Consider the following 26,213-nt stretch of genomic DNA (forward strand, 5'->3'; position numbering starts at 1 on the left):
TATACAGCCCATCGGCCCGCACGTATATTGAGCCCCATTGCAAGCCGCCATCCCATGATGGCCCACGACAACCAACACGGAGACTCCCATGAGCACCCCCATTTACCGCGGCGTATTCCCGGTCGCCCCGACCATCTTCGACCAGGACGGCAAGCTGGACCTGGAAGGCCAGAAGCGCGCCATCGACTTCATGATCGATGCCGGCTCCAATGGCATCTGCATCCTGGCCAACTTCTCCGAACAGTTCGTGCTCTCCGACGAAGAGCGCGTGCTGGTGCAGGACACGGTGCTCAAGCACGTGGCCGGCCGCGTGCCGGTGATCGTCACCACCACCCACTTCGGCAGCCAGATCTGTGCCGAGCGCAGCCGTGCCGCGCAGGATGCCGGTGCTGCCATGGTCATGGTGATGCCGCCCTACCATGGCGCCACCTTCCGCGTCTCCGAAAAACAGATCTACGAATTCTATGGCCGCGTCTCCGACGCCATCGACATCCCCATCATGATCCAGGATGCGCCGGTGGCCGGCACGCCCCTGTCGGCGCCTTTCCTGGCGCGCATGGCCAAGGAGATCGAGAACGTCTCCTACTTCAAGATCGAGACCGCCGGTGCCGCCTCCAAGCTGCGCGAGCTGATCGAACTGGGCGGCGACGCCGTGGTCGGCCCGTGGGATGGCGAAGAAGCCATCACCCTGATCCCCGACCTGGACGGCGGTGCGACCGGCGCCATGACGGGCGGCGGTTATCCGGACGGTATCCGCAAGATCGTCGATGCCTATTTCGCCGGCGACACCGAAAAGGCCGCCGAGCTCTACATGCAATGGCTGCCGCTGATCAACTACGAGAACCGCCAATGCGGCCTGGCTGCCTGCAAGGCACTCATGCTCGAAGGCGGCGTGATCAAGTCCGACATGCTGCGCCATCCGCAAGCCCCGATGCACCCCAAGGTGCGCGAAGGCCTGCTGCGCGTGGCGCGCCGCCTGGACCCGCTGGTCCTGAGCTGGGGCAAGTAAGCCTGCCGGCAGCGCCGGATACCATCCACAACGGGAGCTGCGGCTCCCGTTTTTCATGGGAACGCGTGGTGTGGGGTTCTGTGTCATCCTTGGCCTTTTTGCCGCAGGAGGCCCCATGTCCCACCCCAGCCATTTCCGTCCTGTCGCGCTGGAACACGCCAGCCGCCTCATCAATCACGGTCCCACCGTGCTCGTCAGCAGCGCCCATGGCGCACGCCGCAACATCATGGCGGCGGCCTGGTCGATGCCGGTGGAATTCACGCCCCCGCGCATTGCCGTGGTGATCGACAAGAGCACCTACACGCGCGAGCTGATCACGCAATCGGGCAGCTTCGGCATCATCGTCCCCGGTGCTGCGCAGATGGACCTGACCTATGCAGTGGGCAGCGCGAGCGGACGCGACGAGGACAAGTTCGCCCGGCACCGGATCGCCGCGACGGCCGGTCCGGTTCTCGGCATGCCGGTCCTGGAGCAAGGCTGCGCCGCCTGGCTGGAATGCCGCTGGCTGCCGCAGGGCCAGACCGAAGATGCCTACGACACCTTGTTCGGCGAAGTCGTCAGCGCGGCGGCCGACGTACGCATCTTCGAGAACGGCCACTGGAACTTCACCGCCGCCAATGCCGACCTGCACACCCTGCACCACCTGGGCGCGGGCAAGTTCGTGGTGGCCGGCAACCAGGTCCAGGCGCGCCTGGACTGAGGCCGCCAGCCGCGCAGGCACGGTCAGTCTCAGCAGGTCTGGATCGATTCCGTGAAGCAGTAACCCACGCCGTGCAGGGTCCGCAGTGGCAGCTCGTACATGGTGCTGTCACGCCATTTGCGGCGCAGGCGGCTGACGGTCTTCTCCAGCACGCGTTCGTCGAAACCGACCCAATCGGCGCCAAACGCATGGGCAATGGCCATGCGGTCCGCCGCGTGACGCGTGTTCTCGGCCAGCAGCTTGAGCAAGGCCGCTTCGCGGGAATTGATTTCCACCGCATCGTGCTGGGGCGCGCGCAAGGTCCGCGCGGCCAGGTCGAGCGACCAGGCTTGCGGTGCCACCCGGCGCAGCATGACCTCGATGTAGGCGTTGAGCAATTCCAGCCGGTGCGGCATGGCTTCGCAGAAATCGGCGCCGCGCTCCAGGCCGGCGATGCGCACCACCTTGCTCTCATGCTCTGCGGCCACCAGCAGGATGCCCATGCGCGCATTGGCCGCACGCAACTGCCTGGTCAGCGCATAACCGGCCGCGCTGGCCTGCCCCACGTGGATGATGGCGATGTCGCCCAACTGGGCGGGCATCAGCAATTCCTCGCCATCGGCTACCACGCGGCAGACTTCATGCCCCTGGTCTTCCAAAAATCTGCACAAGCTGCTGTTGCGATAGTTTTTCAAGACATCTTCTATCAACAAAATGCTGGCCATACGGACTGACCTCCCCTGATCTTGTAGCGGTTCTTGTTCCCTGGTGGACCGTCCCCTGACGGTCCGTTCTGGTTGTGTCGTGGCAGGGCATCGCGCTGGCACTCGGGCGTGCGATGGCCTCGTGACGGAGAAGAAATTTAGCCCAAGAATCCTGGCGCCGGTCCGGTCTGGTTTTGCATCTCGGATGCATGTTTCTGGGATAGGGAAAAATATTTCACAGCGCCAAGATCGGGCGCCACAGCAGGTCCAACACGCGTTCACATGTGAACAGGCTCTTGTACAAGGTAGCTCATTGCACCGCACCCGATCGGGAGAAAAAAACGTTTGGCGTAGGAGAACGGAGAATCCGCTTGTGGGCGCCTGGAGAGAGCCCCTTCCCACAGGCACTGGAGCAATACCCGGAGGAGTTCCATACCTCACATTCTTTAACGAAAACAAATTCTCATCGCCCGGAGCGCTTGCCTCATCCTGGCGTCCAGTGGCAAAAAAATTCGTAGCACACAAGCAGTCCATCCCATTGGGTTATAGAAATTTTTCGACGATTTACTCGTCAATGTTTTGCCTCTCCACCGCATAGTTTTGATGGCCGGAAAAATATTTTCCACCCGGCTATTTTCGCTTCGTCTCATCACCATTTCGCGGTAACGTCGCGCACATTCCTGATGAGGCAAACATGGTCTACAAATCGATACACCCGGCCTACGCCGGGCCTTTGGCGGGGCAGCGCATCCTGGTCGTCGACGACGCCGAGGAAGATCGCATGCTGCTGTCGGATTTCCTGCTGCGCCATGGCGCGCGGCTGTATGTGGCAAGGGATGGTCAAGACGGTTATCGCAAGGCGCAGACCGTGCGGCCGGACCTGATCCTGATGGACATCCGCATGCCGGTCTACGACGGACTCACCAGCTGCCGCCTGCTCAAGGCCAATTCCACCACGCGCAACATTCCGCTGATCTTCCTCTCGGCCGCCGCGTCCACCGAGGAAAAAGTCAACGGCCTCACCGTCGGTGCCGTGGACTACATCACCAAACCCTTCGATTTCGAGGAAGTACGGTTGCGCCTGTGCGTGCATCTGCGTTCGCCCGTGCATGCGGATCTGCCGCCGATCAACCAGTCGCCCGGCATACACGGCGGTTCCAGCACATTCGACATGGTGCTGTTCCAGGCTGCACGCCGGCTCATGCTGGACAAGCTGGACCAGCCGCTGGGCCTCAATGCCCTGGCCGCCGCCGTGGGCACCAATGCACGCCGCCTGTCGAGTGCCTTCAAGCATTGCGCCGGGGTGACCGTGTTCGACTTCCTGCGCGAAGAACGGATGAAGGAAGCGCGCCGCCTGCTCTCCGAAAGCACCCTCGACATCGGCGCCATCGCGCTGGCCCTGGGTTACAGCAATACGGCCAATTTTTCCACGGCCTTCCGTGATCGCTTCGGGATGCCGCCCAGTCAGTTCCGCCGCTGACCCGTTGCGATGGCATGTCTGCGTGCAGCAGCACTGCTGTGTCCTTGGCTGTTGCTGTGCGCTCTGCTGAGCGCGCCGGTCCTGGCCGTGCCTGCGGCTGCGGCCACCGAGCTGGCGGGCATCTCCACCCGCCTGGTCATCACGCCACAATTGCAGGTCCTGCGCGACGCCAGCGGCAGCGAGCGGCTGGCCACCGCCCTGCAGAGCAGGCAGTGGCAGGACGTCGACGTCCCCATGCTGCAGGAGGGCTACAGCACCGGCGCCTTCTGGCTGCGCGGACAGGTCCGCAATGACGGCAGCGAGCACGTTACGCGCTGGCTGGCACTGGGCTCGGCGCGGCTGCAGGATGTGCATCTGTATTGGCTTGCACCCGAACAGTCTTCCAGACAATGGGAGCAAATCACGCCGCGCTACGCCGGTACGCTGCATCCACTCTCGCAACGCGAGATCACCAGCCGCACCCCGCTGTTCCCGCTGACGCTGGCACCGGGCGAGCAGCGCCAGTGGGTGCTGCGCATCGCCGGCGACTCGGCCATCGACCTCAACGTCACCCTGTGGGAACCGGCCGCATTGCGCCAGGAAGAAGGACGTGAACTGGCAATCCAGTCCTTCGTGCTGGGCGTGTCGCTGTTGCTGGTGGCCTATGCGCTGATCCAGGGCATCGCCTGGCGCGACCGCGGCTTCGTGTTGATGGCCGCGTGGATCGTGACGGCGCTGGCGTATATCTGGGCATTCCAGGGATATCTCCAGCTGTACCTGTTTCCGCAGGGCGCTGCATGGATCGTGCGCACCCCGGCCACCCTGGGCTGCCTGGCCACCCTGCTCTACGTGCGCATGAGTTACGTGCTGGTCGGGCTGCACCGGCTGCGTCTCTGGAAAATCGTCTATACCGTGATGCAGGCGCTGCTGCTGGCAGTGATCGTCTGGACGGCGCTGGGCGATTACCGCGTCACCGCACCGCTGGCCAATGCGACGGGCGGGCTGGCCTATCTGGTCTGGCTGGCGTCGATGCTGCATGGCTGGCACCGTGGACTGGCAAATGCACGGCTGCTGACGCTCTCCTTCGCGCTGGCCTGGCTGGGCATGTCGCTCAAGTTGTTGGAACTCAACGGGCTGGTGGATCGCAGCCTGCTGCCGGACTGGCATTTTGCGGCGCTGTTCCAGATGGGGCTGCTGTGCCTGACCACGGTGGTCATCATCGGCCGCGCGCTGGAGCTGCACCGCAAGCATGACCAGATGCAATGGGCCATGCTCTACCTGCGTGTGCGCGAGCAACTGAAGCTGGAACAGGCCGTGGCGGCCCGCACGCGCGAGCTGCGCGAAGCGCTGGAAGCGGCCGATCAGGCCAACCGTGCCAAGACCGGTTTCCTGACCCGCATCAGCCATGACCTGCGCACCCCGCTGACGTCCATCCTCGGCTTTGCCGACATGTTGCAGACCGGTGGCGACGAGCGCGCGCGCCATGGCCGCATCATCGTGCGCAGTGCGCGCCACATGCTGGCCATGGTCAACGACCTGATCGACTACGCACGCGGTGATCGTCCCGATCTGCCGCAACCGGCACCGGTCTATGTCCACGCGCTGCTGCAGGAGATCGGCCAGGAAGCCGCGCTGCTGGCGCAACGCCAGCACAATGGCTTCCGCCTGCAGGTCACACCCACGCTGCCGCCGGTGCTCACGCTCGATGCCCGGCGCGTGCGGCGCATCCTCGGCAACCTGCTCGACAACGCTGCCAAGTACACCCGTGATGGCCGCATCGTGCTGCAGGTGCTGTGGCATCCTGCCTCGGCACAGTCCGGCATGGGCGTGATGGAAATGCAGGTGCGCGATACCGGCTGCGGCATCCCGCTGCATTTCCAGAAACGCGTGTTCGAGCCCTTCGAGCGCGCCCATGCGGATCGCTCGCAGCCGGGCATCGGCATGGGGCTGGCCATCGTGCGCCAGTGGATCCAGCAGATGGGCGGCCAGGTCGCCCTGTCCAGCCAGCCCGGCCAGGGCACCACGATGACGCTGCGCCTGCCGGCCGCCATCGGCAGCGAGCACGACATCGCCCGCCACGACGCCCCGGAAGACGCCAGCGGACGCCTCCTGATCGACGGCGAGGGCCGTCTGGTACTGGTGGTGGAAGACCATGCCGACATCGCCCAGTTGCTGGGCGACCAGCTCGGCAGCGTCGGCTTCGCGGTGGAACTGTATGCCGACGGCGAGAGTGCCATCGCCCGCATCGCCGCGCAGGATGCGCCGGCGGTGGCGCTGGTGCTGACCGATTACCAGTTGCCGGGCCTGCATGGCGATGCCGTGCTGCAGGCAGCGCGCCAGCATCTGCCGGGCGTACCGGTGCTGCTGCTGTCGGCCACGCTGCAGCCGGAACCGGGCGAGGAGCAAGGAGAACAATTCGATGCCTGCCTGCTCAAGCCGGTCAATTTCCTGGAACTGCAGGAGACCATCGGTCGGCTGCTGGAGCTGGAGAAACAGCCGGTCGCAGGCAGCGATGATGCCGCACCACCGCTGCAGCGCCCGCCGCCAGACGATCTGCAGCAGGCGCTGGCGCTCATCGAGATCGGCGCGGTGTCGGATTTGCTGGATTGGTGCGAGAGCCTGTTGCAGCGGCACCCGCAATGCGCAGGCTTTGAGGCGATCGCCAGGCAACTGGTGCTGACGGCGGATCTATCTGGACTGGAAGCCTTGTGCCAGCCTGCTCATCGAAAAAGTTGAAGGCTGGATGATGAGTTGCGCTGCCTGCTCTGTTTGGAAACACGACGCGGCTATGATATCATTTTTTGATATCAACACGCGCCATGAAAAGCACGCACCGGAGAACGCTTCTGGCCATCTTCAGCGACCCGCTTCCGCGTTCGCTTGAGTGGCGTCAGATCGAAGCGCTTTTCGTGGCAGTTGGCGCGCAGCTTATCGAGGGTCGCGGATCCCGTGTCCGCTTCATGATCGGAGAGGTCGTGGGAACATTTCACCGACCGCACCCCGCCAAGGATGCAAAACCGTATCAGATCCGCGATGCACGTACCTTCCTGCTCAACGCAGGATATGGCCCCGAGAAAGGAATGAGGGAATGGGAACAATGACCTACAAGGGCTATGCAGCCCGTATCGAATACAGCGACGAAGATGAAAGCTTCATCGGTCGCATCGCCGGCATCCAGGATGTCGTCGGATTCCACGGCGATTCCGTTGCTGCGCTGAAGGCCGCTTTCGAAGAAGCGGTCGATGATTATCTGGAGGCCTGCGCCAAGGTAGGCCGGGCACCGCAAAAGCCGTTTTCAGGCAAGTTCATGCTGCGCGTCTCGCCCGAAATCCATGCTCATGCAGCGACGATGGCAGAGGCACGCGGCATGAGCCTGAACGCATGGGCAGCGCAAGCCCTCGCGCTCTATCGCTGATGAACTTCCTGTTCGGGATCAGTCCCGCTCCCGGCTACGCTCATCGTCCCGCGCCGCCTCACCTTCAGGCCGGTTGCGTTCCAGTTCGGCATTGCGCTGGTTGATCTGGTACTGCTCCTCGGCATGCCGGAACGCCAGTTGCTCCTTGGGCGAGCGGCTGCACGCCCCCAGCGCCAGGGGCAGCAAGGCCGCCAGGGCCAGCAGGGCGATCGAAGCCAACGGGAGGGGGGCCGGTCGGGTTGTCACGGATAGTCTCCAAAACTATATTTCTATCCGGCAATATACGCCTCACCAATCCTCACTGCAAGCCTCTCACCCAATCTGCAGGCCGCTCAGCGGGGCTTGCCGGGCCGGCCGACGCGCCCCAGATGGGTTGCGCCAAAGCCTTCGGCGCGCTTGAGGCCATATCCCAAGGCCCGGTCAAACCCGATATGCGCCAGCCAGATCAAGGCCAGCGGCAGCAGCAGTGCCGGTCCACCCGCGCCCGCCAGCAACAGGCACCCCAATGGGCCTAGCGTGCTGTGCGAGGCGTTGTAGGCCAGCGCCCCGGTGCGGGGTCCGGCCAGGTAGCCGAGCAGGGCCAGGTCCGGCAGCAGGAAGGCGGCGCAGAACCACGACCATCCCTCGCCCCAGCGGGCATAGGCCAGCACCGCCACCACCAGCAGCAGCGCGCCCTCCGCTCTGAGCAGCCAGCGCACGCCGCCGGTGACGGCGCCGGTGTCGGGGCGGTGTGCCATGGGATCTGCTTTCATCATGTCCGTGCTCCAATGCGATTGACGTAGCGCCATCATCGGGTAATATCCGGACAAAGAAAATTGCATGGATCTGTCTGGCAGCCATGCAAAAACGCATAAGGCGACAAGATGGAAAATCTCGACTGGACACTCCTGCGCTCCTTCCTCCACGTCATGAACGAAGGCTCGCTCTCGGCGGCGGCGCGGGTGCTGGATCTGGCCCAGCCGACGCTGGGACGGCAAATCCAGGCGCTGGAAGCCTCGCTGGGAACTCGCCTGTTCACGCGCTCGCAGACCGGCTTGTTGCCCACCGATGCCGCGCGGGAACTGCTGCCGCATGCCCAGGCCATGGCCAGCATCGCCGCGGCGGCACAGCGCAGTGCGCAGGATCATGGCAAGGAAATCAGCGGCACCGTCCGGCTCACCGCCAGTGAAGTGATGGGCATGGAAGTATTGCCGGCCATGCTGACCGGCTTGCGGCATCGCCATCCCGAACTGAAGATCGAACTGGTGCTCAGCAACACTCTGCAGGACCTGCTGCACCGCCAGGCCGACATCGCCGTGCGCATGGTGCGGCCACGCCAGGAGCGGCTGATCGCGCGCCGCATCGGCACGGTCGAGTGCGGCCTGCATGCCTCGCGCGATTACCTCAAGCGCTATGGCCTGCCGCGCTCGCTGGAAGACCTGCAGCATCACGCCCTGATCGGCCCGGACAGCATGAGCCCGGCACTGCGGTCCCTGGTGCAGCGCTGGCCGCAACTGGATCCGGCAAGGCTATCCCTGCGCACCGATAGCGACCTGGCCCAGCTGAACCTGATCCGCGCAGGCGCCGGCATCGGCATCTGCCAGGCGCCGCTGGCAGCGCGCACGCCGCAGCTCACCCGCCTGCTGCCGCGCCAGTTCAGCGTACCGCTGGAAACCTGGGTGGTGATGCACGAAGACCTGCGCCACCATTCCCGCTGCAGCAAGGTATTCGAAGCGCTGGCGCGCGGCCTGTCCGGCTATCTGGGCACACCGCCACGGGCTTGTTGATGAACGCGGCTCAGTCGCGTGCCGCGATCCAGTCCCAGGTATCGGCCGCCGACATCGGCCGTGCAATGCCATAACCCTGGCCGTACTCGCAACCGAGGTGATGCAGGATGCGTCGGCACTTCTCGGTTTCCACGCCTTCTGCCACCACCGCAAATCCCAGCTTCTGGCCGAGATGGATCATCGAGGGCACGATCTGCTGGTCGGAATAATTGCTTTCCATGGTGCGGATGAAGGATTGGTCGATCTTCAGGTAATCGGCCGGAATGTTCTTGAGATAGCTGAGATTGCTGAATCCCGCCCCGAAGTCATCGATGGCCACCCTCACACCCAGGCGCTTGATCTCCTGGATCTTGCCGTAGAGTTTCTCGGGATTCTTGCTCATCGCGCTTTCGGTGAACTCGATCTCGATCAGGCTGGCCGGAATGCGATGCCGCCGCAACTGCGCCGCCAGCGTCTGCACCAGATCGTCGTTGTCGAAGTCGCGTGCCGATACGTTGATGGCCACCGGAATGGCCCGTCCCTGGCGTGCCCAGGCGGCCGCTTGTTCGATACCATGCTGCAGCACCCACAGGCTCACCTGGCGGATCAGCGCCGTCTTCTCGGCCAGGGGAATGAAGAGTGCCGGCGAAATCACGCCATGCACCGGATGGCGCCAGCGCAACAAAGCCTCCACCCCGGCGCACTGGCCCGAGGCCAGCGCCACCTTGGGCTGGTACTCCAGCCACAATTGGTCCGCCGACTGCAATGCGGCCGGAATGGCCGAGAGCAGTTCGAAGGAATGCTTCTGCAGGCGTCCCAGCGGCTGCTCATAGCAGCATTGCAGAGCCCCGGACTCGCGCGCCATGTCGGCCGCCGTCAGCAGGGACGGCACCAGTTCGTCGAGATCGGCGCATTGCGCCAGCGGCACGATGCCCACGGAGATTTCCAGACGGTGCGGGATGCCCTGGTACTCCAGCGTCTCTGCAAAGCTGCGCTCGACCTGCTCCGCCTGCTGCTGCCAGAGGTCGCGCCGCTCCAGGTAGGCGAAGGCCGTGGTACCAATGCGATAGAGCGCGATCTCGCCCAGCGCCTGGCGCAGGCGCTCCTTGGCCTGCAGCAGGAAACCCTCGGCGTAATCCCATCCCAGTGCCTTGATCATGTCGGCCAGATAGACCCGGTCACAGACATCGACCACCACTGCCGTGAGCCGCTGCGGCAGGGATTCGGCACCGCATCCCACGGCCTGCAAGGCCTGCAGGTCAGCCAGCAGGCGGCTGCGGTTGGGCAAGGACGTCAGGCTGTCGACGTAGCTGGAAACACGCAGGATCTCCAGCCGCGCCATCACGATGGCGGCCAGCTGCGCCAACGTGGCGCGGTCCGCCACGCTGAACTGCGCGCGCGGCGACTTGCCGATCACGCACAGCGTTCCCAGCCGCACGCCATCGGCCGCCTGCAGCGGCGCACCGGCGTAGAAGCGGATGCCCGGTTCACCGGTGACCAGGGGGTTGCCGGCGAAGCGCTCGTCCTGCGTGGCATCGAGCACCACCATGACCCGCTCCTGCTCGATCACGTGGCTGCAGAAGGATTGCGAACGGGGCGTGCCGGCCGCCTCCAGCCCGCGCCGGGATTTGAACCACTGGCGGTTCTCGGCCACCAGCGACACCAGCGCAATCTCGGTATCGAAGAGTGTGGCGGCGAGTTCGGTCACCAGATCGCACAGCACGTCGGGCTGGGTATCGAGCACGCAATAGGTATCGAGCGTGGCCAGGCGCTGGTGCTCCTGTTCAGCCAGCGGGGCGGTCAATCGGAGGAGGTCTGCATGCATGGCGTGGTAGCGTTCAGAAAGTAACCCATTCATCGGAGGCGCCCGCCATGGTCCGGCTGGACAGAGGGGCAGCCAGACGCGGTTCGCGGGGCGCCAGGCGCGGCTTGACGGAGGCTGGTGCAACGGGAACGGGCAGGATTGGTTTGGCCAGTGGCACCGCAGCGGCGACCTCGATGGCCGCATCCTGTGCGGCCTGGGCGTCGAGGCGGAATACGCTGACCGCCTGCGCCAGCTCCTGCGCCTGTTCCTGCAGCGCCTGCGAGGCCGCAGCGGCTTGTTCCACCAGGGCCGCATTCTGCTGCGTTACCTGGTCCATCTGGCCTACCGCCTGGCTGACCTGCTCGATGCCGGAGCGCTGTTCTTCTCCGGCGGCGCTGATCTCGTTGATCATGCCGGTCACCCGTTGCACGCTCTCGACGATCTCGCGCATGGTGGCGCCGGCTTCGTTGACCAGCACGCTACCGGATTCGACCTTCGCTACCGAGTCACTGATCAAGGTCTTGATTTCCTTGGCGGCGGCCGCCGAGCGCTGTGCCAGGCTGCGCACCTCGGTGGCCACCACCGCAAAGCCGCGTCCCTGCTCACCGGCGCGGGCCGCCTCCACGGCGGCATTCAAGGCCAGGATGTTGGTCTGGAAGGCGATACCGTCGATGACGCTGATGATGTCCACGATCTTGCGCGAGGAGGTGTTGATCTCCTCCATCGTGTCGACCACGCGGCTGACCACACCGCCGCCGCTGCTGGCGATGTCGGAGGCCGCCTGCGCCATGCGGTTGGCCTCGCGCGCATTGGCGCTGTTCTGCTGCACGGTGGAGGTCAGTTCTTCCATCGAGGAGGCCGTTTCTTCGAGCGAACTGGCCTGCTGCTCGGTGCGCGAGGACAAGTCCAGGTTGCCGCTGGCGATCTGCGAAGAGGCCGTGGCGATCATGTCGGTGCCCCGGCGCACGCCGGCCACGATGCGTACCAGGCTGGCATTCATGTCCTTGAGCGCGCTCAGCAGCTCGCCGGTCTCATCGCGCGAGCGCACCTCGATGCGCGCACTCAGGTCGCCCCCGGCCACCTGAAGCGCCAACTTCACGGCCACCGCCAGCGGACGGGTGATGTTGTTGGCCAGCCACCAGGCCAGCAGCAGGGACAACAGCACCGAGACGATGCCGCCCAGGATGAGTATCTTGCCGGTCAGTGCTTCGAGCGCATCGGCCTCTTCGCTGCGCTGTTGCAGCAATACCCTTTCGGTGCGATCCATCTCGGCGAAGATGGCCCGCATGTTGTCCATCTCCACCTTGCCACGGCCGGCCTGGATAAACGCCACCAGCTTGCCCATGTCTTCACGGCCATCGCGCACGGCGCGGCGCAGGGCCAGGGTCGGTTCGATGGCGCTGCTCAGCCAGCGCTGCTCGACCTCGGCCACCTGCTGCAGGCGCTGCTGCTGGGCCGGGTTGTCGAGGGTCAGCTGTCGGACTTTGTCCAGGTGCGCCTTGAAACTGACCAGGCCCTGCTGCATGGGTTCAAGCGATGCCTCATTGCCGGTCAGGGCGAAGCCGCGTGCGCCGGTCTCCATGTTGACCAGGCTCTCCAGCATGGCCTGCATCTCCGCGCGCACCTGGTAGCTGTGGTCGTTCATGTCGTTGGCGACTCCCAGCCGCGCAAAATTGGCATAGGCCACACTGACCAGGATGACGAGGATGGCGGAGACCAATCCGAAGCCGATATACAGGCGGGTGCCGATTTTCAGGTCCGATATTTTCATGACGATTCTTTCCGGAGGAGGCTGCAAGGTTTCTCGGGAGGGTCGGCGCTTTCCTGCACGGATCGCGCCGATTCTTGTTTTCATAAGTAGTTTTCACATTTACGCAAAAGCGTGACATACTGACAAAAATCACCAAAACAAACGGCGATATTTTACGTACAGCACGTAAAAATTCACTTTGCAACGGCTCTGAGCAGGTATATTCAAAAAATATCCGTACATTACAAAAAATTTTTCATTGGAAACAGAACAATGACAAACAAACAAGCTCCCTCTTCCACCGTGGTCTCCACCGAGCCGGCGGAACTCTCCGACCTGCCGCTGCTGCGGCCCGGTGCGGTAGCCCGCCAGCTGGGGATGTCGGTTGAAACGCTGCGCGCCTGGGAGCATCGTTACGGCATCACCTCGTCGCAGCACAGCGGCGGCGGCCAACGCCTGTATTCGCAGGAAGACCTGCAGCGGCTGGCGTGGATCAAGTCCCTGGTCGATGCCGGCCACCGCATCGGCAAACTGGCGGCACTCGCTCCGCAGGACTTGCAGGCCCTGGCGCAGGGCCTCTGGGCAGAGGGCGGCGCGGCCGCTGCAGCAGGCGCCAGCGCAATGGAGCGCCATCCCGCACCGCCCGCGCGGCTAGCCCTGGCCGGACCGTGGATCGCCACCAAGGCGCTCGGCCAGGCGCTGGCCGAGCGGCAACTGCGCGTCACCACTGCGGTGGAAACGCTGGACGAACTCGATCCGAACCACTTCGAAGGCGACCTGCTGGTGCTGGAGAGCACCGTGCTGGAGAGCGACCTCGACGTCCGGCTGGAGCATCTGCGCAGTGCCCTCATCCAGGTGCCGGTGCTGATCCTGTATCGCTTCGGCGCGCCGGACATGGTGGCGCGCCTGACAGAGGCCGGGCACCGCGTGGTGCGCAAGACGGTGGAGGGAATCGACGTGGAATGGCTGTGCGAACTGGTCAGACGCATGGAGCCCGCAGCCAGCCAGAGCGCCAGCGAGCAAGAGTGGCTACCGGCACCGCGCTTCAGCGACAGTGCCCTGGCTTCGGTATCGGACCAGTCTGATCGCGTGCAATGCGAATGCCCGCGCCACCTGGCCGAACTGCTGACGGCACTGGCCGGCTTCGAGCGCTACAGTCGCCAGTGCGAGGACGACTCCGAGGAAGAAGCCGGGCTGCACCGCGCATTGCGCATCGCCGCCGGACAAGCGCGCCTGCCGCTGGAAGAGGCCTTGCAAAAGCTGGCGCGCGTCAAAGGGATCACGCTGACCTGAGCCTGCCATCTTCCTTCGAGGCCCCCAAAAAAACAGCGCGCCCAGTGGACGCGCTGCTTGCTCACGCTGCCCCTTGCGGGGACATCAACCCTCTCAGAACTGCTCCCAATCGCCGTCGGCCGCCGCCGGCTTCAAGGCCGGCTGAGCGGGCGGCAAAACATGGGACGACGAACTGGCCTTGACCGGCGCGCTGGCCTTGGGCGCCGGCTTGCGCGGCAGGGCTGCTGCACGCGGCGTGACGTCCACGGTACGCGGCGCGGCGCTGGCCACGGCCGGACGTGACTCATGGCGATTGAGCTTGAAGATGCTGACCGTCTCCACCAGGCGGCCCGATTGCTCCTGCAGCGATCCTGCGGCAGCAGCGGCCTCTTCCACCAGCGCGGCATTCTGCTGGGTCACTTCATCCATCTGCACGATGGCCTGGTTGATCTGTTCGATGCCATCGCTCTGTTCGCCGCTGGCTGCAGTGATCTCGGCCACCACGTCGGTCACGCGCTTGACGCTGGCCACCACTTCATCCATGGTGCTGCCGGCCTGCGCCACCAGGCGGCTGCCGTTTTCCACACGCTCCACCGAGGCATCGATCAAGGTCTTGATTTCCTTGGCGGCGGCGGCACTGCGCTGGGCCAGGGTACGCACCTCGGAAGCCACCACGGCAAAGCCACGCCCCTGTTCGCCAGCCCGCGCCGCTTCCACGGCAGCATTCAAGGCCAGGATGTTGGTCTGGAAGGCGATGCCATCGATGACGCTGATGATGTCGACGATCTTGCGGGAAGCATCGTTGATCTGGCTCATGGTCTGCACCACTTCACCGACCACGCTGCCACCCTGGATCGCCACCTGCGAGGCACTCTCGGCCAGGGTGTTGGCCTGGCGGGCATTGTCGGCATTCTGCTTGACGGTGGAGGTCAGTTCTTCCATGGCCGATGCGGTTTCTTCCAGCGCGCCGGCCTGCTGCTCGGTGCGCGAGGACAGGTCCAGGTTGCCGGTGGCGATCTCGCCGGAGGCGGTGTTGATGGTATCGCTGCCCTGGCGCACTTCAGTCACGATGCGATGCAGGTTGTCATTCATGGTCTTGAGCGAAGCCAGCAGCGCGCCGGTTTCATCCTTGGACGAGGCGTCGATCTGCACCGTCAGGTCGCCCTCTGCCACAGCCGTGGCCACTTGCACGGCCTGGTTGAGCGGGCGGGTGATGGAACGCGTGATCAACACGGCAGCCAGCACCGAAAGCAGGATGGCGACACAAGACAGCAGGATCACCACGTTGATCGCGTTGGAAGAAGCGTCATCCCCTCTGGCGACTGCCTTGTCCATCAGCGACACCTGGAATTCGACCATCTCCTTGAGTGCCGCGAAATATTTGTCCTGCGCCGGAATCACTTCCTTGAACAGGAAATCGGATGCCTCGGCCCTTTTCTGCTGGCGCAGCAACTCGAAGATCTTGTCGCGCGGCTTGGCATACCCGGCCCGCGCTTCCTTGAGTTTTTCCATCAATTCCTTGCCGCGCGGGGTATTGGTACGCTTCTCCAGATCGGCCATATGCTCGGTGACCTCACGCGTGTTGCTCAGGGAGCGCTCCAGGTACTTGTCCAGTGTTGCGGGTTCGGCGGTGATGATTGCATTGCGCAGAGACCGGGCTGCGGTATTCACCTTCTCGTTGATCTGATTGACCAGCGCCACCTTGACATAGCGGTCACGGACGATTTCATCGGTGATGGCGCTGACCGTCCAGAGACTGTTGACCGCGACCGCCGCGATCACACACATGACTGCAATGAGTGCCGCGAAGCACGCGCCGAGCCGAACGCTGATTTTGATATCCGTGATTTTCATACTGCCCCCTTGATCGATTTATACCTGAGTCATCCCAAGAAACCCCTCGTCCTGACACACCCTCTGGCACAGGAACGAATTGACTATAAACGATTTATTTAACGTAATCGATAAAAATGATTTTTTAATCGGTTTACCGTCGTATTTCTGCGCCAGAGTTGGCAAGGCCATCAGTAAACCGGGAGCAATGGTGAGGATTGATGCCCGGAAATAGCGGTCCCACAAAGAAAAAACTGTGCGAAGCAATCATCCGGCACTCCCCCAAAAGCAACAACGGGATTAACACACATCAAACATCTTGTGCTTTCCCTGGCGATTTACATTGCAAAAAAGGAAATTAAATCCGATTTACATTAAAATTCAAATGGTGAATCTGATTAATTTGATTTCAGGTTAACACGACTCGCCAGAAGTCACCCCGGAGTAGGTCATGCCCCTCAAACATCTCAACAACAAGGTGAGGATCACCTCACTGGTCCTGGTCATCCTCGGTGGCGCGCTGTTCGGCTATGCGCTGCTCAATGGCAGTCTCAGCAGCCGTGAAGCGGCACTCAAGAGCGGCGAAACGGCCACCCTCAACATCGCCACGGGCCTGTCGATCCAGGTCAATCTGAGCTTTCGCGCCGCCGACCTGCTGCTGCAGGAAATCGCCGAACTCGACGGCAACAGGGGCCTGCCGTCCGCCGAGCGCCAGCGCATGATGCAGGACATGCTCACGCGGCAGAGTCAGCTTTTTCCGGAACTGGACAGCCTCCTGGTCATCGATGAACAAGGCCGCACGCTGCAGCGCTGGCCTGACAAACCTGAACCGTCCGGCATGCCCGGCGCGGAGCCGGCCACGGCCATGGCGCGCATGCAGCCCCACAGCGAGGGCAGCGCCACCGGCCTGCAGATCGGCACGCCCGTCATCAGCAGCGTCACCGGCCGCTGGATCATTCCGCTCACGCGTCCGCGCCTGGACCACGGCCAGCCGGCCGGCATCATCCGGGTGGGCGTGAGCCTGGATCATTTCATGCGCCTGTTCAATGAAATCAACATCGGCAAGCAGGGCTCGCTGGTGCTGGCCAGCACCGATGGCACCATGTTGCTGCGCCGGCCCTACAACCCCGGCTCCCTCGGCCAGAGCATGGCCGCGCTGCCGCTGTACCGCGACCATGCCCAGCAGCGCCAGTCCGGCTGGGCCATGATCCAGTCGGCCCAGGATGGCGTACTGCGCCTGAACTACTTCACCCGCGTGCCTGACTATCCGCTGTTCGTGACGGCGGCCCTGGCGCATGAGGAAATACTGGCCGACTGGCACGAGGCGCAGCGCGCGCAATTGCTGCTGATCGTCTCGGCCGTGCTGCTGGTGAGCCTGTTGACGGCCTACCTGCTGCGTGCGGTGCGCATGCGTGACCGTGCCGAAGAAGAAATCGAAAAGAAGAACCTGTCCCTGAAACTGCTCACCGAAAACCTGCGGGCGCAAGCCATGCTCGATGGCATGACCGGCATCCCCAACCGGCGCTACCTGGATGAACAGCTGCAACTGGCCATGCAGAACGCCAGCCGCAGCAAGAGCCCGCTGTCGCTGGTGATGTTCGACGTGGATGACTTCAAGAAATACAACGACCTGTATGGCCACATCCAGGGCGACTACTGCCTGCAGGACATCGCCCGCGTCCTGCGTGGCGCACAGCGGCGCCATGGTGACCTGGCCGCGCGCTACGGCGGCGAGGAATTCGCGCTGCTGCTGCCCGACACCGACCTGGACGCGGCCCATCGCATCGCCCAGAAGGTGCTCGATGGCGTGCGCGCCCTGGCCATCCCGCACCAGGGCAACGCTGTCGGCGTGGTTACCATCAGTGCCGGCGTGATGAGCTGCGTGCCGCGCAATGGCATGCGTATCGAAGATCTCTTCGGCGGCGCCGACCGGGCCCTGTATCGTGCCAAAGAGAATGGCCGCGACCGGGTGGAAGATTGCCAGCTGCCGCGCGCGGTAAGGACATCGGCACCGCACGAGCCCGATGCCTCTGCCGGGAATGGGCACTGAGTCCGGGCGCATAAGCAAATCGCCAAAAGATGGTTGGCATGGCGCGCCGCGTGGCTATCATGGCGGCTTTGCCTTCATCGTTCACCATGCATTCCACTTCGCGCTTACGCAGCAAGCTGTGCCAGTTTGCCCTCGCCTTGTCCACGTTGCCGCTGCTGCACAGCGGTGCCCAGGCTGCCGATCCCGCCCACGCCACCCTCCGTCTGGGCGCCACCTCCGGCCCCTATACCGATCAACTGCGCTACGGCATCGTGCCGGTGCTGGAGAAGCAGGGCTACAAGGTCAAGATCGTGGAATTTTCCGATTACGTGCGCCCCAACATGGCACTGGCCGATGGCGACATCGATGCCAACCTGTTCCAGCATGAGATCTACCTCAAGCGCTTCGCCCAGGATCATCAATTGCAATTGTCCGAAGTGATCAAGGTACCGACCGCGCCCATCGGCATCTACAGCAAGCGTCACCGCTCGCTGGCCGAGGTCAGGCCGGGTGCCATGGTCGCCCTGCCCAATGACGCCACCAACATGGCGCGGGCGCTGGGCGTGCTGCAGGAAATCGGCTGGATCAAGCTCAATGAGCAAGCCAATCCGACCCGGGTCTCGGAGCGCGATATCGTCAGCAACACCAAGCAGATCAAGCTGATCGCACTGGAGGCGGCACAGATGCCGCGTGCGCTGGAAGATGTGGATTTTGCTTTTGTGAATGGCGCCTTCGCCATTGCCTCCGGTTTGAAGCTGACCCAGGCCCTGCATCTGGCCAGCGTGCCGGACTCCTTCCTGATGGTGGTGGCGGTGCGCAGCGCCGATCTCGACAAGCCCTTCGTCAAGGATCTGCGCGACGCCTTCCATTCGGCCACCTATCGCAAGGCCCTGGACGAGCGATTTGAAGGCTATGTGCGGCCAGGCTACCTGAAGTAGGCCCGGCCACAAGCGGCTGGTCGCTCAGCCCAGCCGCGCCGGACTCAAGGCCGCCGCATCGACGCCAAAGCGCGCGATATGCGGCGGCACCGCTTCCCCCCGGATCAGGGCGGCATAGGCTTCCCCCGCCGCCGGCGAAGACTGGATACCATAGCCGCCTTGCCCGGCTGCCCAGAAGAAGGCAGGCAATCGGGTATCGTAGCCACCGACGAAACTGCCATCGTCCACGAAGGAGCGCAGCCCCGCCCAGACATGCGCGGGACGACGGATTTCCAGGGTGGTGCCGTTCTGGATGTGGTCGATGGCAATGGCGATATCCAGTTCCTCGGCCTGCACGTCGTGCGGTGCGACCGCATCGGCATTGGCGGGCGAACCCAGCAGCAGGCCGGCATCCGGCTTGATGTAGAAAGCTTGATCGACCGGCATGAACATGGGCCAGTGGGCGCTGTCGGGCGGCGCGGCAAAGGTGAAGGCCGAGCGCCGTTTCGGGACCAGCCCGATGGGCGCGGCCCCGGCCAGGCGGCCGATCTCGTCAGCCCAGGCACCGGCGGCGTTGATGACGACGCCCGCCAGCAGTTCACCCTGCGTGGTCTGCACGCGCCAGGTACCCTCCCCTTCTTCATCCGCATACTGCAGAGACTGCACCTCGGCGCTGCACACCACGCGCGCACCCGCGGCCCGTGCGCCGCGCAGGAAACCCTGGTGCAAGGCGTGCACGTCGATGTCGCTGGCGTCTTCCTCATAGACCGCGCCGATCAGGTCGTCCTCCTTCAGCACCGGCACCATGGCACGGGTCTGCGCTGCGTCCAGTCGCTGCACCTTGTCGGAGACGGAACGCACCAGCGCTTCATGGGCATCGAGTTCCTCACGCAGCGCAGAGGTGGCGTAGAACAAGGCGCCGCGCGGCGTGAGCAAGGCGTGTTCGGCAAAGCCTTCCGGCGGATGATCGAAGAAGGCGCGGCTGGCACAGGTCAGCGCCCGCACCTGCGGCGGGCCATAGCTTTCCATGTAGAGTGCGGCCGAGCGGCCGGTGCTGTGATAGCCCGGCTGCGATTCGCGCTCCAGCAGCGTGACGCTGCCATGGCGTGCCAGCCAGTAGGCGATGGAGGCGCCGGCAATGCCGGCACCGATGATGAGATAGTCGACGCGGCCTTGCTGGCTCATGGGCATGCTCCTGGCGAGGTTCAGAGGGCGGCGATGACGGCCACTTCCACGTCCAGCCCCGGTGCCATCAGCAAGGCCTGCACACAGGCCCGCGTGGGCGCGTGACCAGCCGGCACCCAGGCATCCCATACGGCATTGAACTCGGCGAAATGCGCCGGGCTGGAGAGCCAGACATTGGCGCTGACGATACGCTCGCGACCGATGCCCTGCGCCTGCAACTGCGCGTCGATCTTGGCCAGCACCTCACTGGCCTGCTGCGCAATGGGCGCACCGGCCTGGTTGGGCACCTGGCCGGCGACGAAGGCGAAACCATTGGCGAGCACCAGCTGGCTCATGCGGGCGTTGGTATTGAAACGTTGGATAGGGTTCATGAGTTCGACAATCAGTAAATCAGTGAATCGGTGAAATGGACTAAATGATTTATACCGCAGCTTGTGCTGCCGCTGCCGTCGCCGCTCCATCGAGGATGGGCGGATGGGTGACGATGGACGTCAGCGGTGCATGGACGGTCTTCAACTGCGCCAGGTCCGGACGCGGCCGGCGCAATGCCTCGTCGCCCGCAAAAGCCGCCTCCAGCGCGCCGGCCCAGGCCAGCAGGCGGGCATCGTCGCGGAAGGCGCCGGTGACCTGCAGGCCGAACGGCATGCCGCGATGATCGCGTCCGCACGGCAGCGAGATGGACGGATTGGTGGCCAGCGTGACCACATAGGTCAGGGCCAGCCAGCGATAATAATTTTCCAGCGCCACGCCGTTGACTTCCTTCAGGTACAGCTCGCTCCACGGGAAGGGCGACACGGGCGTGGTCGGCGAGATGATCAGGTCATAGCGCGCATAGAGCTGCTGGAAGCGGCGGAACAGCCGGGTCTGCTCACCCTGCGCCCAGGCGCAGTCGGACAGGCTCATGGCCGCACCCATCTCGTAATTGGCGCGGGTATTGGGGCCCAGCGAAGCGGGATCGCGGCGATAGGCGGCTTCGAAACCGGCCACGAAGGCCTCGGCACGGATCACGTCAAAGGCGCGATGGGCCTCGCCCATGTCCACCTCGACCGGTTCGCAGACCTGCACGAAGCGGCCGATGGCGGCCATCTTCTGGCGGAACACTTCGCGGATGCCGTTATCCACCTCGCACACGCCGAAGTCTTCGGTATAGCCGATGCGCAGGCGCGACAAGTCCACCGCCGGCAAGGCCGCAAAGCTGCTGTCATCAACGGCGTAGCTCAGGGGATCGCTGGCATGCAGGCCCAGGGTGGCGCGCAATTGCAGCACGGTGTCGGCCACGTCGCGGCCCATCGGCCCGACCACCGAGATCGGCGTCCAGCCCAGCAGCTTGCGCTCACTCGGCACCAGGCCGGGCGAAGGACGGAAGCCGACCACGCCGCACTTGGCAGCCGGAATGCGCAGCGAGCCACCGGTATCGGAACCCGAGCACAGCGGCAGCAAGTCCACCGCCAGCGCCGCCGCCGATCCGCCGGAGGACCCGCCCGCGTTCAACAAGGGATTGAAGGGATTGCCGGTGGCGCCCCACACCGTGTTGCGGCTGTTGGCACCGGCACCCATCTCGGGCACGTTGGTCTTGCCGGCGACAATCGCACCGGCCGCGCGCAGACGCGCCACCAGCGCGTTGTCACGCGCGGGGACGTTGCCGCGATAGATAGCCGAGCCGTAGGTGGTGAGCAGACCCTCGGTTTCTTCGAGGTCCTTGATGCCGATGGGCAGCCCGTGCAGCAAGCCCAGCGGGCCACCGGCCATGACCGCCTGCTCGGCCGCACGCGCCTCCTGGCGGGCGCGGTCGAAGCAGGTGGCGGTCACGGCATTGATGTGGGGATTGATGTCTTCGATGCGGGTGATGCAGGCCTCCAGCAATTCCACCGGGGAAAGCTGCTTGCTGCCGATCAGCTGGCGCAGTTCGACGGCACTTTTTTCAACGAGCGTGTCGGAGGTGACGGACATGAATTTCCTTGTAGTTGAATCAGACAGGCTGCACCTGGCCGGCGGTCTTGCTGGTGTGGATGAACAGGCTCACCACCACCGAGAACAGGGCCGCGCAGATCAGGAAGGCGAAGGCGTAATCGTAATTGGCAAAGGCGCTCACCAGGAAACCGATCACCAGCGGCGAAATGAAACCCGCCAGCTGCCCGCCCAGGTTGACCATGCCCACGCCGCTGCCCACCAGTTGCGCCTGCAGCAGCTTGGTCGGCAGTGCGATGCAGGTGGCCAGCACGAAGGACTTGAAGAAGTAGGCCAGGCATTGCCAGGCGATCACGCCCTCAACGCTCTGCGCGGTGTACATGCAGTAGACGAAGACGGCCGTCAGCAGCGAGGAGGCGATCAGCAGCAGCTTTTCGCGGCCATCGAAGAAGCGCACCATGATCCAGCCGCCGATGGCCGTGGACAGGCCGGCCATGATGTAGGGCAGCGGCAGCAGCAGTCCGACGGCTTTCAGGTTCAGGCCGCGCACGGTCATCAGATAGGTCGGCATCCAGCTGTCCAGGCCCTTGTTGATGATGGACAGGCCGAACCACACCGCCACGATCTTCCACATCAGCGGCATCTTCAGCAGGGCCGCGAACGCCTCTTTGTTGATGGCCTTGGGACCGTCCTTGCCCGGCATCACCGGCCGCACGCAGAACCAGTACACCAGCGCGAACACCAGCCCGGCAATGCCGATGGTGTGGAACACGGCACGCCAGCCGAAATGCAGGATCAGCGGTGCGATCAGCAGCGGCGCCAGCATGCTGCCGATGTAGTTGGACGACATCAGCAAAGACGACATCTTGGGGCGTTCGGCGCGGGTGAAGTTTTCCGCCACACCCTTGACGCTGGCAGCCGGAAATGCGCCCTCGCCCAACCCGAAGATGAAGCGAATGACCACCAGGCTGGTGATCGACCAGGCCATGCCGGTCAGGCCCGTGAAGACCGACCACAGCAGGATGGAAATGACGATCACCGGCCGCGAACCGTAGCGGTCGGCCAGCCAGCCGCCGGGCAGTTGCAGCAGTGCATAGCCGAGGAAGAAGCTGGACAGCAGGATGCCCAGGTCCGAGGGTTTCAGGTGGAATTCGCTGGCGATCTGGGTCGCCGCAAAGGTGATGGCGGCGCGGTCGATGTAGGACACGCACCAGCCCAGATAGAGCAGGACCAGTACCAGATATTGGTAGCGGCTCCCACCCTTCGCGTTCGTCATTGCAGCCTTTACAGCATCCATGAAGCATCCCTCGCGGCGCGACGGCGGGCACCTTGCCGCCGATTCGTGAGGCCATCCTAAGCCGCGCAGTGGTTTGCCACAAGTACAAGTTTTCGAATTAGTGATTGCCGAAACGGCAAACCGTTCCTACAATCCCTGCATGTCCATCATCCATACCCGCGTCCTGCAAGAGACGGCCGTGCGTTACTTCCTCGAAGTCGTGCGGCGGGGTTCCATTACCGAAGCGGCCAATACGCTCAATGTGGCGTCCTCGGCCATCAGCCGCCAGATCGCCAGGCTCGAGGCCGAGCTCGACACGCCCTTGTTCGAGCGCGTCTCGCGCGGCATGCGGCTCAATGCCGCCGGCGAGCTGCTGGCTGCGCACGCGCTGCGCCAGCAGCTGGAAGCCGAACGCATCGGCAATGAACTGGCGGCCCTGAAGGGCTTGCGCCGTGGCGAGGTGAAGCTGGCCACCACCGAAGGCTTCGCACTGGAATTCGTGCCGGCCGCCATCGAGCAATTCTGCCGCCAGCACAAGGGCATCCGTTTCCAGTTGTCGGTGGGCAATGCGGTGCACGTGGCGCAGCAGATCCGTGAAGGTGCGGTGGACCTGGGCCTGACCTTCACCATGGCACCCGATCCCGACATCAAGGTCGAATTCGCCCAGCGCGCCCCCATCATGGCGGTGATGCGGCCGGACCATGCGCTGGCCCATCGCAAGCAGGTCAGCCTGTCGGAACTGGTGCCCTTTCCGCTCGCCATGCCGCAGAAGAACATCACCATGCGGCGCTTGATCGACGCCTGCTGCAGCCGCCGCAACGTGCTGCTGGAGCCGACCCTGACGGCCGACTCCATCAGTGCCTTGCTGTGTTTCGTGATGGCCGGCGACGGCATCGGCTTCTCGGCCGCCCTGCCGATCCGCAAGCTGGTACGCGAAGGACAGATGGCTGCATTGCCCATCCGCGACAAGGACATGAATACCCTGCAGCTGGAAATCCAGTCCCTGGCCGGACGCACCTTGCCCAATGCGGCGCGCGCCTTCCTCAATACCCTGATTGCGCGCGCCAGCGCACGCCACTAGAGTGGCCTGCGGCCACTCCCTGCTCAGGCTTCTTCCGGTTCCGGTTCCTGCGTGCTGGCGCCTTGCAGCACCAGCAGCGGCGCCAGGTGGAAGGAATTTTCCAGGCGCGCCTGCGGATCTTCCATATGTTCGGCAATGACCCCCATGCAGGCGGCCACCAGGCAGCGTGCCACGTCGATGGGCGTGAGGCCGCGCCGCAGCTCGCCGCGCTCATAGGCGATATTGAGCGCGCCGGTGAGATGCTTCAAGGCGCGCAGGCTGAGCGACTCGATGCGCTCGCCCAGTTCCTCGGGCAGCTCGGGCGTGCCGCGATAACGCAGCACCACTTCCATGCGGCGGCGCTGCTGCACGTTGCGCAGGAAATCGAGCATCTTCAGCCACAGGACCTCGCGCAACAGCAACAAGGGCTGCTCGCTCTGGCGGTACACCGCCAGTTCGGGACCGATGTCGAAGGGCCAGACCAGGTCATCGAAGACCGCCTTGACCAGCGCTACCTTGTCCGGGAAGTGCCAGTACACGGCACCTCGCGTAAAGGCGGCGCTGGCCGCCACGTGCTCCAGCGTGGTGGCCCGCACACCGCGCTTGGCAAAGGCGGCCAGCGCGGCGTCGAGCAGCACGGCGCGGGTCTTGTCGGCGCGCGGGCTCATGGTGCGGCGGTGGCCACGTCATCAGCCACGGGTGTGCCGGTGCGCTCGACCCAGCCGCCACCCAGCGTCTTGTAGAAGGTCACCAGATTGGTCCAGCGCGACAGGCGCGTACCGATCAGGGTCTTTTGCGCCGAATAGAGCGTGCGCTGCGAATCGAGCACGGTCAGGTAACTGTCCACGCCACTATTGAAGCGCGCCTGCGAGAGCCGATACGAGGCGTCGCTGGCCTCCACCAGGTCTTCCTGGGCCTTCAGCTGGCGACCCAGGGTGTTGCGCTGGGCCAGCGCATCCGAGACTTCCTGGAAGGCGGTCTGGATGGCCTTCTCGTACTGGGCCACATCGATGTCGCGGCTGATGGTGGCGATATCCAGATTGGCCTGGTTGGCGCCGCCATCAAAGATCGGCAGCGAGATCTGCGGTACGAAGCTCCACGAACCCGAGCCCCCCTTGAACAACCCCGCCAGCCGCGAGCTGGCCGTGCCGGCATCGGCGGTCAGGCTGATGCTGGGATAGAAGGCCGCGCGCGCTGCGCCGATGTTGGCATTGGCCGCGCGCAGGGTACGTTCGGCCTCGACGATATCGGGACGGCGCTGCAGCAGTTCCGAGGGCAGGCCCGGCGGGATGGTGGCCAGCGGACTGGCCGCCGCCAGGGCGGTGTCGGGCAGGCCATGGGGCAGCAGCTCGTCGGGCAGGTCCTTGCCCACCAGCAGCACCAGGGCATTGCGATCCTGGTCGACCTGGGCGGTGTAGCTCTCCACGTCCACGCGCGCACTTTCCACGCTGGTCTGCGCCTGACGCAGGGTCAGCGCGGAAGAGGAACCCAGTTCAAAGCTGCGCTTGGTCAGTTCATAGCTGCTGCTCTGGCTGGCCAGGGTGTCCTTGGCCAGGCGCAGGCGGTCCTGGTCGGAGGCCAGCGTCAGCCAGGACGTCGCCACCTCGGCGATCAGGCTGATCTGGCTGCTGCGGCGCGCCTCGGCGGTGGAGAGGAAGGATTGCAGGGCCTGCTCCTTGAGGCTGCGCACCTTGCCGAACAGATCCAGCTCATAGGCGCTGAAGCCCAGCGTGGCGCTGTAGTCGCGCCCGGTCTGCACAGTGCCGGTGGTGGACAGGTCGGCTGGCGTGCGGCTGGCGGAGACGCCCGTGGAAGCGTTGATGGTCGGGAACAGCGCGGCCCGCTCCACCCCATACTGGGCGCGCGCCTTCTCGATGTTGAGCACGGCCACGCGCAAATCGCGATTGTTGGCCAGGCTCAGGGCAATCACTTTTTGCAATACCGGATCGGTGAAGACATCACGCCAGCCGATATCTGCCACGGCCTGGGCGGGAGTGCCGGCCGACGATGCTGCGCTGTGGTCGCCCGCAAAGTGCGCCGCCACCGGCGCTTCCGGCCGATGGTAATCCGGCATCAGGGTGCAGCCGCCCAGCAGCATGGCCAGCAGCAGCGGCGTCATCAGCGCCCGGGGGCGAAGAGCGGCGCGGTTGGTCAGGGAAGGATTCATG

23 protein-coding genes are annotated in these 26,213 nt (G+C 64.3%); 11 read left to right on the forward strand and 12 right to left on the reverse strand.

Annotation, left to right across the window (positions count from 1 at the left end):
• Positions 1-88: 88 nt before the first annotated feature.
• Positions 89-1,009 carry a dihydrodipicolinate synthase family protein gene (locus ACVC5H_RS18890; RefSeq protein ID WP_489619300.1) on the forward strand — a complete coding sequence of 307 codons (921 nt, stop codon included), beginning with the start codon at positions 89-91 and terminating at the stop codon, positions 1,007-1,009.
• Between the two features lie 115 nt (positions 1,010-1,124).
• The gene (locus tag ACVC5H_RS18895; RefSeq protein ID WP_489619301.1) at positions 1,125-1,709 is read left to right on the forward strand and encodes a flavin reductase family protein; all 585 of its coding nucleotides are present in this window, start codon (positions 1,125-1,127) and stop codon (positions 1,707-1,709) included.
• A 29-nt stretch (positions 1,710-1,738) separates the two neighbouring features.
• Here ACVC5H_RS18895 and ACVC5H_RS18900 read toward each other — a convergent pair whose 3' ends face one another.
• Positions 1,739-2,383, reverse strand: a complete 645-nt coding sequence (locus ACVC5H_RS18900; protein WP_489619302.1) for a response regulator transcription factor — start codon at positions 2,381-2,383, stop codon at positions 1,739-1,741.
• Between the two features lie 703 nt (positions 2,384-3,086).
• On the opposite strand from ACVC5H_RS18900, the gene ACVC5H_RS18905 reads away from it, so the two are divergent.
• From ACVC5H_RS18905 to ACVC5H_RS18920, 4 genes are all read left to right on the forward strand, one after another.
• Complete coding sequence (locus ACVC5H_RS18905) at positions 3,087-3,872, forward strand: response regulator transcription factor (RefSeq protein ID WP_489619303.1); 786 nt, start codon at positions 3,087-3,089, stop codon at positions 3,870-3,872.
• 9 nt (positions 3,873-3,881) lie between these two features.
• Positions 3,882-6,587 carry a hybrid sensor histidine kinase/response regulator gene (locus ACVC5H_RS18910; protein ID WP_489619304.1) on the forward strand — a complete coding sequence of 902 codons (2,706 nt, stop codon included), beginning with the start codon at positions 3,882-3,884 and terminating at the stop codon, positions 6,585-6,587.
• A gap of 83 nt (positions 6,588-6,670) precedes the next feature.
• Positions 6,671-6,952, forward strand: coding sequence for a type II toxin-antitoxin system HicA family toxin (locus ACVC5H_RS18915; protein ID WP_489619305.1), 282 nt, complete (start codon positions 6,671-6,673; stop codon positions 6,950-6,952).
• Complete coding sequence (locus ACVC5H_RS18920) at positions 6,949-7,266, forward strand: type II toxin-antitoxin system HicB family antitoxin (protein ID WP_489619306.1); 318 nt, start codon at positions 6,949-6,951, stop codon at positions 7,264-7,266. The genes ACVC5H_RS18915 and ACVC5H_RS18920 overlap by 4 nt, the downstream gene beginning before the upstream one ends.
• An 18-nt stretch (positions 7,267-7,284) precedes the next feature.
• Here the strand turns inward: ACVC5H_RS18920 and ACVC5H_RS18925 are convergent, their stop codons facing one another.
• A complete protein-coding gene (locus tag ACVC5H_RS18925; RefSeq protein ID WP_489619307.1) occupies positions 7,285-7,512 on the reverse strand; it encodes a hypothetical protein in 228 nt (75 codons plus the stop codon).
• Positions 7,513-7,598: 86 nt separating this feature from the next.
• The gene (locus tag ACVC5H_RS18930; RefSeq protein WP_489619308.1) at positions 7,599-8,003 is read right to left on the reverse strand and encodes a DUF4260 domain-containing protein; all 405 of its coding nucleotides are present in this window, start codon (positions 8,001-8,003) and stop codon (positions 7,599-7,601) included.
• Positions 8,004-8,129: 126 nt separating this feature from the next.
• Here ACVC5H_RS18930 and ACVC5H_RS18935 point away from each other — a divergent pair, with 126 nt between their 5' ends.
• Positions 8,130-9,032: a LysR family transcriptional regulator gene (locus ACVC5H_RS18935; protein WP_489619309.1), complete on the forward strand. Its 903-nt coding sequence runs from the start codon at positions 8,130-8,132 to the stop codon at positions 9,030-9,032.
• Positions 9,033-9,042: 10 nt separating this feature from the next.
• Here ACVC5H_RS18935 and ACVC5H_RS18940 read toward each other — a convergent pair whose 3' ends face one another.
• Together ACVC5H_RS18940 and ACVC5H_RS18945 are read right to left on the reverse strand one after the other, a co-directional pair.
• The gene (locus ACVC5H_RS18940) at positions 9,043-10,836 is read right to left on the reverse strand and encodes a putative bifunctional diguanylate cyclase/phosphodiesterase (RefSeq protein ID WP_489619310.1); all 1,794 of its coding nucleotides are present in this window, start codon (positions 10,834-10,836) and stop codon (positions 9,043-9,045) included.
• A 13-nt stretch (positions 10,837-10,849) separates the two neighbouring features.
• Positions 10,850-12,586, reverse strand: coding sequence for a methyl-accepting chemotaxis protein (locus ACVC5H_RS18945; protein WP_489619311.1), 1,737 nt, complete (start codon positions 12,584-12,586; stop codon positions 10,850-10,852).
• A 252-nt stretch (positions 12,587-12,838) separates the two neighbouring features.
• Between ACVC5H_RS18945 and ACVC5H_RS18950 the strand changes: the two genes are divergently transcribed.
• Positions 12,839-13,858 carry a MerR family transcriptional regulator gene (locus tag ACVC5H_RS18950; protein WP_489619312.1) on the forward strand — a complete coding sequence of 340 codons (1,020 nt, stop codon included), beginning with the start codon at positions 12,839-12,841 and terminating at the stop codon, positions 13,856-13,858.
• A 93-nt stretch (positions 13,859-13,951) separates the two neighbouring features.
• Here ACVC5H_RS18950 and ACVC5H_RS18955 read toward each other — a convergent pair whose 3' ends face one another.
• A complete protein-coding gene (locus ACVC5H_RS18955; protein WP_489619313.1) occupies positions 13,952-15,691 on the reverse strand; it encodes a methyl-accepting chemotaxis protein in 1,740 nt (579 codons plus the stop codon).
• 430 nt (positions 15,692-16,121) lie between these two features.
• On the opposite strand from ACVC5H_RS18955, the gene ACVC5H_RS18960 reads away from it, so the two are divergent.
• Positions 16,122-17,720 carry a sensor domain-containing diguanylate cyclase gene (locus ACVC5H_RS18960; RefSeq protein WP_489619314.1) on the forward strand — a complete coding sequence of 533 codons (1,599 nt, stop codon included), beginning with the start codon at positions 16,122-16,124 and terminating at the stop codon, positions 17,718-17,720.
• 86 nt (positions 17,721-17,806) lie between these two features.
• Positions 17,807-18,637 (forward strand): MetQ/NlpA family ABC transporter substrate-binding protein, encoded by an 831-nt coding sequence (locus ACVC5H_RS18965; protein WP_489619315.1) that lies wholly within the window; start codon positions 17,807-17,809, stop codon positions 18,635-18,637.
• 24 nt (positions 18,638-18,661) lie between these two features.
• On the opposite strand, the gene ACVC5H_RS18970 is transcribed toward ACVC5H_RS18965, so the two are convergent.
• Genes ACVC5H_RS18970 through ACVC5H_RS18985 form a run of 4 tightly spaced genes read right to left on the reverse strand, consistent with a single transcriptional unit; the run spans position 18,662 to position 22,985 of the window.
• Positions 18,662-19,801 carry an NAD(P)/FAD-dependent oxidoreductase gene (locus tag ACVC5H_RS18970; protein WP_489619316.1) on the reverse strand — a complete coding sequence of 380 codons (1,140 nt, stop codon included), beginning with the start codon at positions 19,799-19,801 and terminating at the stop codon, positions 18,662-18,664.
• A 20-nt stretch (positions 19,802-19,821) separates the two neighbouring features.
• On the reverse strand, positions 19,822-20,172 hold the full coding sequence (locus ACVC5H_RS18975; RefSeq protein ID WP_489619317.1) for a RidA family protein: 351 nt from the start codon (positions 20,170-20,172) through the stop codon (positions 19,822-19,824).
• Between the two features lie 49 nt (positions 20,173-20,221).
• Entirely contained in the window at positions 20,222-21,751 is a 1,530-nt protein-coding gene (locus ACVC5H_RS18980) for an amidase (RefSeq protein ID WP_489619318.1), read from the reverse strand.
• A gap of 19 nt (positions 21,752-21,770) precedes the next feature.
• Entirely contained in the window at positions 21,771-22,985 is a 1,215-nt protein-coding gene (locus tag ACVC5H_RS18985) for an MFS transporter (protein WP_489619319.1), read from the reverse strand.
• 160 nt (positions 22,986-23,145) lie between these two features.
• On the opposite strand from ACVC5H_RS18985, the gene ACVC5H_RS18990 reads away from it, so the two are divergent.
• On the forward strand, positions 23,146-24,066 hold the full coding sequence (locus ACVC5H_RS18990; protein ID WP_489619320.1) for a LysR family transcriptional regulator: 921 nt from the start codon (positions 23,146-23,148) through the stop codon (positions 24,064-24,066).
• Between the two features lie 23 nt (positions 24,067-24,089).
• Here the strand turns inward: ACVC5H_RS18990 and ACVC5H_RS18995 are convergent, their stop codons facing one another.
• Entirely contained in the window at positions 24,090-24,713 is a 624-nt protein-coding gene (locus ACVC5H_RS18995; protein ID WP_489619321.1) for a TetR/AcrR family transcriptional regulator, read from the reverse strand.
• Positions 24,710-26,212: an AdeC/AdeK/OprM family multidrug efflux complex outer membrane factor gene (gene adeC / locus ACVC5H_RS19000; protein ID WP_489619322.1), complete on the reverse strand. Its 1,503-nt coding sequence runs from the start codon at positions 26,210-26,212 to the stop codon at positions 24,710-24,712. The genes ACVC5H_RS18995 and adeC overlap by 4 nt, the downstream gene beginning before the upstream one ends.
• Position 26,213: the final 1 nt, after the last annotated feature.

Source organism: Herbaspirillum sp. Her3, assembly GCF_057961275.1.

Bases quoted from the DNA above. Each gene is read 5' to 3' on its own strand.
- ACVC5H_RS18890 (WP_489619300.1), top strand. From the start codon at position 89: ATGAGCACCCCCATTTACCGCGGCGTATTCCCGGTCGCCCCGACCATC.
- ACVC5H_RS18895 (WP_489619301.1), top strand. From the start codon at position 1,125: ATGTCCCACCCCAGCCATTTCCGTCCTGTCGCGCTGGAACACGCCAGC.
- ACVC5H_RS18905 (WP_489619303.1), top strand. From the start codon at position 3,087: ATGGTCTACAAATCGATACACCCGGCCTACGCCGGGCCTTTGGCGGGG.
- ACVC5H_RS18910 (WP_489619304.1), top strand. From the start codon at position 3,882: ATGGCATGTCTGCGTGCAGCAGCACTGCTGTGTCCTTGGCTGTTGCTG.
- ACVC5H_RS18915 (WP_489619305.1), top strand. From the start codon at position 6,671: ATGAAAAGCACGCACCGGAGAACGCTTCTGGCCATCTTCAGCGACCCG.
- ACVC5H_RS18920 (WP_489619306.1), top strand. From the start codon at position 6,949: ATGACCTACAAGGGCTATGCAGCCCGTATCGAATACAGCGACGAAGAT.
- ACVC5H_RS18930 (WP_489619308.1), bottom strand. From the start codon at position 8,003: ATGGCACACCGCCCCGACACCGGCGCCGTCACCGGCGGCGTGCGCTGG.
- ACVC5H_RS18935 (WP_489619309.1), top strand. From the start codon at position 8,130: ATGGAAAATCTCGACTGGACACTCCTGCGCTCCTTCCTCCACGTCATG.
- ACVC5H_RS18940 (WP_489619310.1), bottom strand. From the start codon at position 10,836: ATGCATGCAGACCTCCTCCGATTGACCGCCCCGCTGGCTGAACAGGAG.
- ACVC5H_RS18945 (WP_489619311.1), bottom strand. From the start codon at position 12,586: ATGAAAATATCGGACCTGAAAATCGGCACCCGCCTGTATATCGGCTTC.
- ACVC5H_RS18950 (WP_489619312.1), top strand. From the start codon at position 12,839: ATGACAAACAAACAAGCTCCCTCTTCCACCGTGGTCTCCACCGAGCCG.
- ACVC5H_RS18955 (WP_489619313.1), bottom strand. From the start codon at position 15,691: ATGAAAATCACGGATATCAAAATCAGCGTTCGGCTCGGCGCGTGCTTC.
- ACVC5H_RS18960 (WP_489619314.1), top strand. From the start codon at position 16,122: ATGCCCCTCAAACATCTCAACAACAAGGTGAGGATCACCTCACTGGTC.
- ACVC5H_RS18965 (WP_489619315.1), top strand. From the start codon at position 17,807: ATGCATTCCACTTCGCGCTTACGCAGCAAGCTGTGCCAGTTTGCCCTC.
- ACVC5H_RS18970 (WP_489619316.1), bottom strand. From the start codon at position 19,801: ATGAGCCAGCAAGGCCGCGTCGACTATCTCATCATCGGTGCCGGCATT.
- ACVC5H_RS18975 (WP_489619317.1), bottom strand. From the start codon at position 20,172: ATGAACCCTATCCAACGTTTCAATACCAACGCCCGCATGAGCCAGCTG.
- ACVC5H_RS18980 (WP_489619318.1), bottom strand. From the start codon at position 21,751: ATGTCCGTCACCTCCGACACGCTCGTTGAAAAAAGTGCCGTCGAACTG.
- ACVC5H_RS18985 (WP_489619319.1), bottom strand. From the start codon at position 22,985: ATGACGAACGCGAAGGGTGGGAGCCGCTACCAATATCTGGTACTGGTC.
- ACVC5H_RS18990 (WP_489619320.1), top strand. From the start codon at position 23,146: ATGTCCATCATCCATACCCGCGTCCTGCAAGAGACGGCCGTGCGTTAC.
- ACVC5H_RS18995 (WP_489619321.1), bottom strand. From the start codon at position 24,713: ATGAGCCCGCGCGCCGACAAGACCCGCGCCGTGCTGCTCGACGCCGCG.
- adeC (WP_489619322.1), bottom strand. From the start codon at position 26,212: ATGAATCCTTCCCTGACCAACCGCGCCGCTCTTCGCCCCCGGGCGCTG.